This window comes from Streptomyces sp. NBC_01268, assembly GCF_036240795.1.
Lineage (GTDB): Bacteria > Actinomycetota > Actinomycetes > Streptomycetales > Streptomycetaceae > Streptomyces.
The window spans coordinates 7,134,678-7,147,758 of record NZ_CP108454.1; the positions used below are offsets into that span (position 1 = coordinate 7,134,678).

A 13,081-nucleotide genomic window follows, 5' to 3' on the forward strand; every position below is an offset into this window, starting at 1 on the left:
ATGACGCTGACGCACCGGCGCTGGTTCACGCCCTGGCTGCTCGCCGGCCCCGCCCTGGTCTGGCTCGCCGTCTTCAACCTGTGGCCCGCGGTCAACACCGTGATCCTGTCCTTCACCAGCGCCCGGCCGCTCGGCGGCGGCCGCTTCACCGGACTCGCGAACTACGAACGGGTCCTGGACGACGCCCAGTTGACGGACGCACTCGTCAACAGCGTCATCTACCTGCTGGTCTGCCTGCCCCTGCTCACCCTGCTGCCGCTGCTGCTCGCCCTCCTCGTGGAGCGGAAACTGCCCGGCATCACCTTCTTCCGCACCGCCTTCTACACCCCGGTCGTCGCCTCCGCCGTCGTCGTCGGCCTGGTCTGGGGCTGGATGCTCGACGACCGGGGCCTGCTCAACGGCCTGCTGCAACAGCTGGGCCTCGCCGACCGCCCCGTCTCCTTCCTCACCGACCGCTGGCTGCTGCTGTTCAGCGCCATCGGCCTCACCGTGTGGAAGGGCCTCGGCTACTACATGGTCATCTACCTGTCCGCGCTCGGGAACGTCGGACGGGAGCTGCACGAGGCCGCCGCCGTCGACGGGGCCGGCGCCGCCCGCAGGTTCTGGCACGTCACCCTGCCCGGCGTGCGCCCCGCGATGCTGCTCATCTCCGTGCTCGTCTCGGTCTCCGCGCTGCGGGTCTTCTCCGAGCTGTACGTGCTGTCCAACGGCACCGGCGGCCCCGGCGGGCGGGACATGTCGGTGGTCATGCTCATCCAGATGTACAGCCGCGGCTTCACCGGGCACATCGGCTACGCCTCCGCCCTCAGCGTGCTGCTCTTCGTCCTCACCGTCGGCCCGATGCTGGTCCTGGCCCGGCTCAACCGGAAGGCGGCCTGACGGATGACCCTGAACCGCACGCCCTCCACCGCCGCGAAGGCGGTCCGCTACCTCCTGCTCGTCCTCGTCCTCCTCCTCACCGTCGGCCCCTTCCTCTGGCAGCTGTCCACCTCGCTCAAGGGCCCCGCGGAGGACGTCTTCTCCCGCACGCCCCGCTTCCTGCCCGAGGACCTCACCCTCGACAACTACGCCAAGGTGGCCGACACCATCCCGGTGTGGAGCTACGCGGCGAACTCGCTGATCGTCGCGGGGATCGCCGTCCTCGGCAACGTCGTCGGCGCCACCCTCGCCGGCTACGCCCTGGCCCGGCTGCGCTTCAAGGGGGCCGGACTCGCCCTCGGCCTCTTCGTCGCCACCCTCGTGCTGCCCGGCGAGGTCACCATCGTCTCCCAGTACGTGACCGTCCGCAGCCTCGGCCTCACCGACACCCTCCTCGGCGTGGCGCTGCCCGGGGCGATCGGCATGCTCAACGTGCTGCTGATGTACACCGCCTTCCGCGCGGTACCGCCCGAGCTCGACGCCGCCGCGCTCGTGGACGGCGCCAGTGTCCGGCAGCGCCTGTGGCACGTCGCGCTGCCCAGCGTCCGCGGCATGCTGAGCGTCGTCGTGATCTTCACCTTCATCCAGGCCTGGGACGACTTCCTGTGGCCGCTGATCGTGCTCAACGACCCGGGGCGCTACACCCTCACGGTCGGCCTCCAGTACCTCGACGGCACGTTCAGCGCCAACCCCCGGCAGATCGCCGCCGGCACCATGATCGCCTTCCTGCCGGTCGTCGCCGTGTTCGCGCTGCTCCAGCGCTTCTTCTTCAAGGGGGTCGAGGAGGGCGCGGTCAAGGGATGACCCGCCGGCCCCGCCACCCGACCCGTCAGCACCCCTCCTTCACGAAGGAACCGCACCCCGCATGACGAACCGTCCACACCGCACCGGTCCGCGCTTCGGCGTCAACTACACCCCCAGCCAGGGCTGGTTCCACCACTGGCTCGACTTCGACCTCGACGCCGTCCGCGCCGACCTGGACTCCGTCGCCGAACTCGGCCTCGACCACATCCGCGCCTTCCCGCTGTGGCCGCTGTTCCAGCCCAACCGCACCCTGATCCGCCCCCGCGCCGTCGAACAGCTCGGCCTGCTCGTCGACGCGGCCGGGGAACGCGGGCTGGACGTCGCCGTCGACGGCCTCCAGGGCCACCTCTCCAGCTTCGACTTCCTGCCCGCCTGGACCCGCACCTGGCACCGGCGCGGCCTCTTCACCGACCCCGAGGTCGTCGACGGGCAGAGCGCCTACCTGCGCACCCTCGCCGCCGCACTCGCCGACCGGCCCCACTTCCTCGGCATGACCGTCGGCAACGAGATCAACCAGTTCTCCGGCGACCCCCACCCCGACCCCGACCGGATCACCCCCGACGAGGCCGGGACCTGGCTGCGCCGGATGCTCGCCGCCTGCGAGGAGGGCGCCCCCGGGCGGCTCCACCTGCACGCCGAGTACGACGCCGCCTGGTACCAGGACGACCACCCCTTCACCCCCGCCCAGGCCGCCCGGCTCGGCGGCGTCACGGCCGTCCACTCCTGGGTCTTCAACGGCACCGCGCAGCGCTACGGCCCCGACTCCGTGGCCGTCGCCCAGCACGCCGCCTACCTCGTCGAACTCTCCAAGGCCTGGGCCACCGACCCCCGGCGGCCCGTCTGGCTCCAGGAGGTCGGCGCCCCCGCCCCGCACATCGCCGCCGACCGCGCGGCCGAATTCACCCGGACGACCGTCGCCGCCGCGCTCGACTGCCCCGATCTGTGGGGTATCACGTGGTGGTGCTCCCACGACGTCGACCGCTCGCTCGCCGACTTCCCCGAACTGGAATACAGCCTGGGCCTGTTGACCACCGACCGCCGGGTCAAGCCGGCCGGCCGGGCGCTCGCCGAAGCCGTCGCCGAGGCCCGCGCGGCCACCCCCGCCCCGGCGCCCCGCCGCACCGCGCTCGTCCTCGACCTGCCCGACGAGGGGCCGAAGCGCTCCGCCTGCGCCCCCGGCGGCGCGTACTTCGAGGCGTTCATGCGGCTCGCCGCGGACGGAGCCCGCCCGGCCGTGGTCCTCGCGGCCCGCGCCGACGACCCCGCGTACCTCGCCGCGCGCGGGATCACGGAACTCGTCACGCCCGAGACCCTGGGCACCACCGGGACCGGCCCCGGCACGGACCGAGGCCCCGGCGCCGCCTAGGGCCCACACCCGGCCGCGCCCCCGCACCCGACCCGCCCCCGCACCCGATCCGCCCCCCCGCCCGTACGCCCCCGCCCGTACGCCCCGCTCCGCCGCCGCCCCGCACTGCCGACCCCCCTCCGCCCCTTCGCGATCCGGAGAGTCCCGCCCATGCATGACGACCGCAGCCTCGTCGAGAACCGCCTCAAGCGCGTCCTCGACGAACGCGTCCGCCCCGCCGTGTACCCCGCCTCCGTGCCCCTCCAGGTCGGCATCTGGACCGCCCCCGGCGAACCCGTGCCCGTCGCCGAGGGGCTCGCCGCGCCGCGGACCCCGATCGGCGTCGGCGACGCCTGGGGTGCGCCGTGGGGCACCAGCTGGCTCACCGTCTCCGGGACCGTGCCCCAGGAGTGGGCCGGCCGCACCGTCGAGGCGCTGATCGACCTCGGCTTCGACGCCAACATGCCCGGCTTCCAGTGCGAGGGCCTGGTCTACCGCCCCGACGGCAGCCCGGTGAAGGGCCTCAACCCGCGCAACCAGTGGGTGCGGATCGCCGAACCGGCGCGCGGCGGCGAGGAGGTGCTGCTGCACGTCGAGGCCGCGTCCAACCCGGTGATCCTCGACTACCACCCCTTCCTGCCCACGGAGCTCGGCGACCGGGACACCGCCGGCGACACCCCGCAGTACAAGCTGGCCCGGATGGACCTCGCCGTCTTCGACGAGACGGTCTGGCAGCTCGTCGTCGACCTGGAGGTGCTCGGCGAGCTGATGGCCGAGCTCCCCGTCGAGGGCGCCCGCCGCTGGGACGTCCTGCGCGCGGTCGAACGGGCCCTCGACGCGCTCGACCTCCAGGACGTGGGCGGCACGGCCGCCGCCGCCCGGGCCGAGCTGGCCGAGGTCCTCGCCTCGCCCGCCGAGCCCTCCGCCCACCGGATCAGCGCCGTCGGACACGCCCACATCGACTCCGCCTGGCTGTGGCCGCTGCGCGAGACCGTCCGCAAGGTGGCACGCACCACCGCCAACATGACCGCGCTCCTGGAGGACGAGCCCGACTTCGTCTACACGATGTCCCAGGCCCAGCAGTACGCCTGGATCAAGGAGCACCGGCCCGAGGTGTACGCCCGGGTCAAGAAGGCCGTCGCCGAGGGACGCTTCGTCCCGGCCGGCGGCATGTGGGTCGAGTCCGACACCAACATGCCGTCCTCCGAGGCGATGGCCCGTCAGTTCGTGCACGGCAAGCGCTTCTTCATGGACGAGTTCGGCGTCGAGAACCAGGAGGCCTGGCTGCCGGACACCTTCGGCTTCGCCGGCGGGCTCCCGCAGATCATCAAGGAGGCCGGATCGAAGTGGCTCCTGACCCAGAAGATCTCCTGGAGCCAGGTCAACTCCTTCCCGCACCACACCTTCTGGTGGGAGGGCGTCGACGGCACCCGGATCTTCACCCACTTCCCGCCCATCGACACGTACAACTGCTCCATGCAGGGCAAGGAGATCGCCCACGCCGCCCGCAACTTCAAGGACAAGGGCCGCGCCCGGCACTCCATCGCTCCCACCGGCTGGGGCGACGGGGGCGGCGGCACCACCCGCGAGATGATCGCCAAGGCGGCCCGGCTGCGCGACCTGGAGGGCTCCGCCCAGGTGCGCTGGGAGCGGCCCGCCGAGTTCTTCGCCAAGGCGCAGGCCGAGTACCCCGACCCGCCGGTGTGGGTGGGGGAGCTGTACCTGGAGCTGCACCGGGCGACCCTCACCAGCCAGGCGCGGACCAAGCAGGGCAACCGGGCGAGCGAGAACCTGCTGCGCGAGGCCGAGCTGTGGTGCGCCACCGCCGCCGTGCGCACCGGACTCCCCTACCCGTACGCGGAGTTGGACCGGATCTGGAAGACGGTGCTGCTCCACCAGTTCCACGACATCCTGCCCGGATCGTCCATCGCCTGGGTCCACCGGGAGGCCGAGCGCACCTACGCCGCCGTGGCCGAGGAGCTGACCGGGCTGGTCGACCGGGCCCAGCGGGCCCTCGCCGACGGCCCCGGGGGCGCGGCGGACCCGGGCTCCGCCGAGGTGGTCTTCAACAGCGCCCCGCACCCGCGCGGCGGCGTCCCCGCGGGCGGCGCCCGCCGCGCCGCCGCCCTGCCGGCGGCCCCCGGGCGGTGCACGGTCACCGCACGCCCCGAAGGAGGCTTCGTCCTCGGCAACGGGCTGCTGCGGGTCACCGTCGACGCGCGCGGGCTCGTCGTCTCCGTCGTCGACCTCGACTCGGGACGCGAGACGGTCGCGCCCGGAGCCGCCGCCAACCTGCTCCAACTCCACCCGGACTTCCCGAACATGTGGGACGCCTGGGACGTCGACCGCTTCTACCGCAACACCGTCACCGACCTCACCGGCGTCGACGAGCTGACCGTCGCCGCCGACACGGCCGCGGCGGTCGCCGTCCGCGTCACCCGCTCCTTCGGCTCCTCCCGGGCCGTCCAGACCCTCACCCTGACGGCCGGGGCCAAGCGGCTCGACCTCGACACCGAGGTGGACTGGCACGAGACCGAGAAGTTCCTCAAGGCCGCGTTCCCCCTCGACCTGCACACCGACCGCTACGCCGCCGAGACCCAGTTCGGGCACCTGCACCGGCCCACCCACGCCAACACCAGCTGGGAGGCGGCCAAGTTCGAGGCCTGCAACCACAAGTTCGTCCACTTCGAAGAGCCCGGCTGGGGCGTCGCGCTCGTCACCGCCTCCACGTACGGCCACGACGTCACCCGTACCGTCCGCCCGTCCGACCAGGGCACCACGACCACCGTCCGGGCCTCCCTGCTGCGCGCCCCGCGCTTCCCCGACCCGCACACCGACCAGGGCGCGCACCGCTTCCGGCACGCCCTCGTGCCCGGCGCGGGCATCGGCGACGCCGTCCGCGAGGGGTACCTGATCAACCTGCCCGAGCGACGGGTGCCCGGCGCCGCCGACGTGGCGCCGCTGGTCGGCGTGGCCGACCCGGCCGTGGTGGTCAGCGCCGTGAAGCTGGCGGACGACGGGAGCGGCGACGTGGTGGTCCGGCTCTACGAGGCCGGGGGCGGCCGCGCCCGCACCCGCCTCTCCGCCGGATTCGCCCTGGCCGGGGCGCGGGTCTGCGACCTGCTGGAGCGCCCCAGGGAGGGGGAGGTGGCGGTCGAGGGCGACGAGGTCCCGATCACCCTGCGCCCGTTCCAGCTCCTCACCCTGCGCCTGAGCCGCGCCTGATCCGCGCCTGATCCGAGCGGGTCGCCCCCACCGGCACCGCCCCTGACCAGTGGGGGGTTACCCCTGGTCACGGACGGCACCGGCGCCCTACTCTTGCGCCCTGATCCGTCGGGGCGCGAGGAGTGGGCGAGACATGGGTGTGCTGCCGGAAGGGCTCGGGGACGCGATACGCGGCACCGCGCGGGACGTCGCCGACGTGCTGCGCGCAGCGCCTGACACGGGGCTGCCGGTGCCCCGGCTGACGTGGACGGTCGGTGAGACCGCGGCCCACCTGGGCCAGGCCAACCTGCTGATGGCCGAGCTCGCCGCCGGCCACGCCCGCCCGTACGCCGACGGCACCGCGGCGGGCATCGCCGCCGCCAACGAGGAGGCCCTGGCCGCCTTCCCCGAACGGGGCGCCGGACCGCTCGCCGACCTGATCGTCGACCAGGCACTCGCGTTCCTCGACGCCGTGGAGGAACGGACACCCGAGGAGGTCGTGGAGACCCCGATGGGCCCCCTCGACCCCGCCGGCCTGGGCGCCTACCTGCTCACCCACATGCTCGGCCACGGCTACGACCTGGCCCGCGCGCTCGGCCGCCCGCACATGGTGGACCGCAACCGGGTCGAGCTGACCCTGCCGTTCATGGTCGCCGCGATGCCCCGGGTGGCCGACCCCACGGCCGTCGCCGGGGTCACCGCCCGCTATCGGGTCCGGCTCTGGGGCGGCGCCCAGTTCGGCGTGACCGTCGCCGACGGCACGGTCACCACCACGCACGGTCCCCTGGACCGGCCGGACTGCACGGTCCTGACCGAGCCCGTCGCCTTCCTGCTGATGGCTCTCGGCCGGATCGACCCGGTCCCGGTGATGGCCACCGGACGCGCCCTCGCCTGGGGCCGCAAGCCATGGCTGGGCCCGCGCTTCCCCTGGATGTTCGTCGCGCCGTAGGCCCGGACGCCTGCACCGTCGAGGGGAGCAGGACGCGGCCCCCTCGCCGGGAGCCCCGTTCCCGCGCCCTCCGGCTAGGCTCTGCGCACGATGAACAGCCCCCACCACCCCTCGGAGCCCAAGGCCGACAAGGCGGGCGTACGCCGGCACAACCTGAGCCTCGTCCTGCGCACCGTCCACGAGGCCGGGGAGACGACCCGGGCGGCCGTCGCGGCCCGGGTGGGCCTCACCCGCGCGGCCGTGTCCTCGCTCGCCGAACAGCTCCTGGAGCTCGGGCTGCTCGTCGAGTCCGGGAAGACCTTCAGCGGCCAGGCGGGGCGCCCCGGGACCGTCCTCAAGCCCGCCGGCACCGGACCGGCCGGCCTCGGCGTCGAGATCAACGTCGACTACGTGAGCGTGTGCGTCGCCGACCTCACCGGCGCCGACCGGGTGCGGCGCACCGAGCCGCTCGACCACCGCCCCCGCCCCGCGGCCGAGGTGCTGCGCCGGGCCGCGGACATCGCCGCCGAGGCCCTGGCGGAGGCGGCCCGGCAGGAGCTGCGCCCCACCGGCGTACGGCTCGCGCTGCCCGGACTGGTCTCCGGCGGCACCGTCCGCCAGGCCCCCAACCTCGGCTGGCACCAGGTCGACGCCGACGCCCTGTTCACCGAGGCCCTCGCCGCCGCCACGGCCCGCCCGCCGGGCACCCGCGGCCTGCCCGTCGCCTCCGACAACGAGGCCAACGTCGCCGCGCTCGCCGAGCTCTGGTTCGGCGAGCTCGGCGGGATCCGCAGCTTCCTGCACGTCACCGGCGAGATCGGGGTCGGCGGCGCGATCGTCCTGGACGGCGAACTCCTGCGCGGCGCGCACGGGTTCGCCGGCGAGATCGGGCACCTCCCGGTCACCCCCGACGGCCCCCGCTGCCGCTGCGGCTCGCACGGCTGCCTGGAGCAGTACGCGGGCCAGCCGGCCCTGCTGCGCGCCGCAGGGGCCCGCTCCCTCGACACCCTCGTCGAACGGGCCGCCGCCGCCGAGCCCCGTGCCCTCGCCGCCCTCGACGAGGCCGGCCGGATGCTCGGCGTCGCCCTCTCCGGAGCCGTGAACCTCCTCGACCCGCAGGCCGTCGTCCTCGGCGGCATCTACCCCCGGCTCATGCCCTGGCTGGCCCCCGCCGTCGAGGGCGAGCTCGCCGACCGGGTCGTCTCGGCCCTCTGGACGCCGGACGCCGGCCGTCTGCGCGCCGCCTCGACCACCGCCACCACGGCCCGCGGCGCGGCGGCCCTCGTCCTGCGCGACATCCTCGCGGACCCCCTCACGTACGGCGGCTGACGGGGCGGGACCACGCCCGAGGGGCCCCGGGCGCGCTCTCATCACATTCTTACGCGGGCCTTATCCGTCCATCACCGGGCGCTCCTAGCTTCGCCGTCATGTTCTTCACCTACCTCCGGCGCGAACTGCGCCGCCGCAGAAAGGCGGCGCTCGTCGTCGCCTCCGGGCTCGCGCTCGGCATCGCGCTGGTCATCGTCGTCAACGCCGTCTCCGCCGGGATGCAGCGGGCCCAGGGCAAGGTCCTCGAATCCCTCTACGGGCTCGGCACGGACCTCACGGTCACCAAGGCGCAGGAGCAGCCCAAGGCCGGGGAGCAGCCGCAGCGGCCGCGCTTCGAGTTCCAGGGCAGAGGAGAGGGCGAGGGCGAGGAGCAGAGCAGCGACCGGCTGATGGTGCAGGGCTTCCAGACCCTGCCCGACTCCACCGTCGGCACCGTTGCCAGGCAGCAGGGCGTCGCCCAGGCCGTCGGCGGGCTCAGCCTCGTCAACCTCAAGATCAACGGTCAGTTCAAGCGCGGCGAGATCCAGCGCGGCGAGAGCGGCGGGAGCGTCCGGCAGGGCGGTCCCGGCGGCGGCTCGGGCCCCGGCGACACCGTCACCGGCGGCGGCGCGGCCTTCGACGTCGACTCCTTCACCCTCTACGGCACCGACGTCACCGCCCCCGGCCTCGGCCCCCTCACCACCTCCACCCTCACCGGCGGCCGCACCTTCAAGACCACCGAGACCGACGCCGAGGTCGCCGTCGTCGACAGCGCCTACGCCCGGCAGGAGGGCCTCACCGTCGGCAAGACGCTCACGGTCAAGAGCGTGGCCTTCACGGTCGTCGGGATCGCCACCGCCGACAGTGGCCAGGCCGCGGCCCAGGTCTACCTCCCGCTGCGGCAGGCCCAGACGCTCGCCGACGCCAAGGGCAAGATCACCACGGTCTACGTGAAGGCCGTCGACTCCACCCGGATCGACGCCGTCAAGGCCGGCATCCGGAAGAACGTCCCCGGCACCACCGTCACCACCTCCGCCGACCTCGCCCAGACGGTCTCCGGCTCCCTCGACACGGCCTCGGGCCTCGCCGCCACCGTCGGCACCTGGCTCTCCTACGCCGTGCTGCTCGCCGCCGTCCTCGTCGCCGGACTGCTCACCTCCTCCGCCGTCAGCCGCCGGGTCCGCGAGTTCGGCACCCTGAAGGCCCTCGGCTGGAAGAGCGGCCGGGTCACCCGCCAGGTCGTCGGCGAAGCCCTGGTCAACGGGCTCATCGGCGGCGCCCTCGGCATCGCGGTCGGCCTCGGCGGGGCCTGGCTCGTCACCGCCGTCAGCCCCACCCTCACCGCCGACCTCGGCGCGGGCACCGGCGGACCCGGCGGGACGCGCGGCGCCATGGGCGGCGGCCGGATCTTCGGCGGCGGCGCGGCGGGAGCCGGCCGGACCCTCGACATCGCGCTCACCGCCCCGGTCAGCCTCACCACCGTCGGCCTCGCCGTCGTCCTCGCCCTCGGCGGCGGCCTCGTGGCGGGCGCGTTCGGCGCCTGGCGCGCCTCCCGGCTGCGCCCCGCCGACGCACTGCGCCGCGTCGAGTAGCACCCGAACCCCACCCCGTACCACAGGAGTCGCACCATGTACGAACTCACCGGCGTCACCAAGCAGTACCGGCGCGGCCAGGAGCGGGTCGACGCCCTCGCCGGGGTCGACCTGACCATCAGGGAGGGCGACCGGCTGGTCATCCAGGGCCCCACCGGCGGCGGCAAGTCCACGCTGCTGCAGATGCTCGGCGGCCTCGACCGGCCGACCTCGGGCAGCGTCCTGCTCGACGGCACCGACCTGGCCACGCTCCCCGAGAGCCGGCTCACCACCGTCCGCAGCGAGAACATCGGCTTCGTCTTCCAGAGCTTCAACCTCATCCCCACGCTCACCGCCCAGGAGAACGTGGAGACCGCGCTGGTCCCGCTCGGGGTCAAGACCGCCGAGCGGCGCCGCCTCGCCGCCGAGGCGCTGGACTCCGTCGGCCTCGGTGAGCGCCTCGCCCATCTGCCGTCCGAGCTCTCCGGCGGCCAGCAGCAGCGCGTCGCCATCGCACGGGCCCTGGTCAAGCGGCCCAAGGTACTGCTCGCCGACGAACCCACCGGCAACCTCGACGAGTCGATGCGCGACGAGATCGTCGACCTGCTCGAAGGCCTCTGGAAGGAGCACGGCCTGACCTTCGTCATGGTCACCCACGACAGCGCCGTCGCCCGGCGCGCCCCGCGCCTGGCGACCCTCCGCAAGGGTCGGATCACCCTCAAGGAGAACGCGTCGGCGGACAGGTCCTGAGACCTGCCCGCCGGCCCGGGCGCGGACCCGCCCCTACACGCGCACCCCGTGCGCGCGCAGGTAGGCCAGCGGGTTGACGTCCGAGCCGAAGTACGGCGTGGTCCGCACCTCGAAGTGCAGGTGCGGACCCGTCACCCGGCCCGTCGCCCCGGAGCGCGCGATGCGCTGACCGGCCGACACGCTCTGGCCGGGGGACACGTCGACAAGGGAGAGGTGGGCGTACTGGGTGTAGCGCCCGTCCGCGTGCCGGATCACCACCTCGTTGCCGTAGCTCCGGTTGTACCCGGCGTGCACCACCCGGCCCGGGCCGACCGAACGGACCGTGGTGCCGGTCGGCACCGCGAAGTCCTGGCCCGTGTGATAGCCCTTCGACCAGGAACCGCGCTCCCCGTAGGAGCCGGTGAAGACGTACGAGGAGACGGGCGCCTGCCAGCCCCGAGAGCCGCCCTTCGACGGACCGCCCGCCGAACCGCCCGTCGAGCCGCCGCCCTTGGAGCCGGTGCGCTGCTCGTACTTCTCCTTGTGGCCGGTCCAGTACCAGTGGCCGCCGCTCCGGAACCAGTACACCCGGTCCGTCGCGTCCCAGCCCTGCCGCCCCCGGAAGACCGGCTCCCCGCCGGCGCGCCGCGGCTGCTGCCGCGCCATCGCCGCCGTCTCGCCCGTGCGCTTCGCGTACGTGGCGTGGTGGCTCGTCCAGCGCCACTGGCCGGCCTCGTTCTTGAACCAGTAGCGCGAGCCGTCCCATCCCGCGTGCGACGGGGCGGGTTCGGCCGCCGCCGTGCCCGCGCCGGTGCCCGCGAGGGCCACCGCGCCGACCGTCGCGACGACCGCGCAGCGCACTCCGCGCAGGGCCGCGGCTCCGCCGCCGCGCTCGGCGCGGGCGGCCGTGCGGGCCGCCGCGCAGCCCGCGCAGTCGCACCCCGTCCCGGCCGTCTCGTCCGTGAAGTCGGGGGTCCGCAGTTCCATGGTGTCCTCGCTCTCTCGGGGGCGGTCGTCGGCGTCGGTACGGGTGGGCGCGGCGCTCATTCCCGGCCCTGTTCGGCCGCTCCGCCGCGCCGGGTGTAGAAGGCCACGGTCAAGTCCTTCACCAGGGCCTGGCGTTCGAAGTCGTCGAGCTCGACGAGGCCGCGGGTGGTCAGCCGGGTCACCGTGTCGTCCACGGCGTCGATCACGCTGGTGAGCACGGTGTCGCGGTGCTTGGCGTCGAGCGCGGCGATCTGGCGCCGCTGCATGGCCGCCGCCACCTCCGGCGCGTACTCGATGCGGGTCGGCTGCGCCGAGAAGACCGCGATGCCGACCGGCCGGCACTCGGCCGCCAGCACCCGGGTCAGCGTGGCACCGACCGCCTCCGCGTCCCGCAGCGTGGGCCCCTCGCCCCGGAACGCGTCCGCGGGCAGCTGGGACAGGACGCGGGCGGCGGCCGCCTCCACCTGCGCGCGCAGATAGTCGAGATGGGCGTCCACGGCCAGCAGCGCCCGCGCGGTGTCCTTCACCGACCAGACGACCAGGACGACCACCCGCAGCGCCGCGCCCTCCGCGTCGACCACGGCGATCGGCTCGCTGCGCCAGTGCCGCAGCCGCACGTCGATCCGGCGGCGCAGCACGAACGGGCTGATCCACACGAGCCCGGTGCGCCGCACGCTGCCCCGGTAGCGGCCGAAGAGCGAGAGCACCCAGGCGGAACCGGTCCGGCCCCTGGTCAGCCCGCCGAAGGCGAGCACCACGACGGCGGCGCAGCCCCCGATCGCGGCCCATTCCCAGGGCGCCAGATGGACCGTCCGCAGCGGCCGGGCCCGCCACAGCAGCGTCCCGGCCCCGCCCAGCGCGGTGAGGCCGACGAGGACGGCCAGCCAGCCGGGGGCCGCCGGACCGCGGCGCTCGACGAGCTCGGGATCGTCCGGCGGGGGGCGCCGGGGCAGCCGCGGCGGCTCGTCCGCCTCGGGCCGCGCCTGCTGCTCCGGCGGCCGGGGGCGCGAGGGCCGGGTCGGGAGGGCGGGGCGCGCCGGCTGGGTGAGCGGCGGGAGGACCGCGGTCGGTGTCGTGGGGTCGGCCCGGAACAGGTCGTCCATCGGTATGCCGTCGGTGTGCCATCGCGTGCGTACGGGCAGGGGCCGCTTCGGTCGCTCGGTCATATGGCCCTTCCGGCCGTCCCCCGTCGAGGTGACGAGGTGTCGGATGATCTTCGGAAGCCATCGTCACAGGGGTTAATGTCCGAAATGCCGTGGCGAAGGTCCCGAACCGGACGGACTTTGG

The 13,081-nt window shown here is 74.4% G+C and carries 9 protein-coding genes and 1 pseudogene; 8 read left to right on the top strand and 2 right to left on the bottom strand.

The features are described from left to right. From OG309_RS32105 to OG309_RS32140, 8 genes are all read left to right on the top strand, one after another. Positions 1 to 879, top strand: a complete 879-nt coding sequence (locus OG309_RS32105; protein WP_329426229.1) for a carbohydrate ABC transporter permease — start codon at positions 1 to 3, stop codon at positions 877 to 879. A 3-nt stretch (positions 880 to 882) separates the two neighbouring features. Further along, the gene (locus OG309_RS32110; RefSeq protein WP_329426231.1) at positions 883 to 1,722 is read left to right on the top strand and encodes a carbohydrate ABC transporter permease; all 840 of its coding nucleotides are present in this window, start codon (positions 883 to 885) and stop codon (positions 1,720 to 1,722) included. Between the two features lie 61 nt (positions 1,723 to 1,783). Continuing rightward, positions 1,784 to 3,088 carry a glycoside hydrolase 5 family protein gene (locus OG309_RS32115; RefSeq protein WP_329426233.1) on the top strand — a complete coding sequence of 435 codons (1,305 nt, stop codon included), beginning with the start codon at positions 1,784 to 1,786 and terminating at the stop codon, positions 3,086 to 3,088. A 150-nt stretch (positions 3,089 to 3,238) separates the two neighbouring features. Next, positions 3,239 to 6,292: an alpha-mannosidase gene (locus OG309_RS32120; RefSeq protein ID WP_329426234.1), complete on the top strand. Its 3,054-nt coding sequence runs from the start codon at positions 3,239 to 3,241 to the stop codon at positions 6,290 to 6,292. A gap of 133 nt (positions 6,293 to 6,425) precedes the next feature. After that, positions 6,426 to 7,220, top strand: coding sequence for a maleylpyruvate isomerase family mycothiol-dependent enzyme (locus OG309_RS32125; RefSeq protein ID WP_329426235.1), 795 nt, complete (start codon positions 6,426 to 6,428; stop codon positions 7,218 to 7,220). 90 nt (positions 7,221 to 7,310) lie between these two features. Next, entirely contained in the window at positions 7,311 to 8,528 is a 1,218-nt protein-coding gene (locus OG309_RS32130; protein ID WP_329426236.1) for an ROK family transcriptional regulator, read from the top strand. Positions 8,529 to 8,626: 98 nt separating this feature from the next. Further along, on the top strand, positions 8,627 to 10,099 hold the full coding sequence (locus OG309_RS32135; RefSeq protein ID WP_329426238.1) for an ABC transporter permease: 1,473 nt from the start codon (positions 8,627 to 8,629) through the stop codon (positions 10,097 to 10,099). Positions 10,100 to 10,135: 36 nt separating this feature from the next. After that, entirely contained in the window at positions 10,136 to 10,828 is a 693-nt protein-coding gene (locus tag OG309_RS32140; RefSeq protein WP_329426240.1) for an ABC transporter ATP-binding protein, read from the top strand. Positions 10,829 to 10,861: 33 nt separating this feature from the next. On the opposite strand, the gene OG309_RS32145 is transcribed toward OG309_RS32140, so the two are convergent. Both OG309_RS32145 and OG309_RS32150 read right to left on the bottom strand, forming a co-directional pair. Continuing rightward, positions 10,862 to 11,854: a M23 family metallopeptidase gene (locus OG309_RS32145; protein WP_329426242.1), complete on the bottom strand. Its 993-nt coding sequence runs from the start codon at positions 11,852 to 11,854 to the stop codon at positions 10,862 to 10,864. After that, positions 11,851 to 12,912: pseudogene (locus tag OG309_RS32150) on the bottom strand (SPFH domain-containing protein); the annotation flags it as partial. The gene OG309_RS32145 and the pseudogene OG309_RS32150, both read right to left, overlap by 4 nt. Between the last annotated feature and the right edge of the window lie 169 nt (positions 12,913 to 13,081).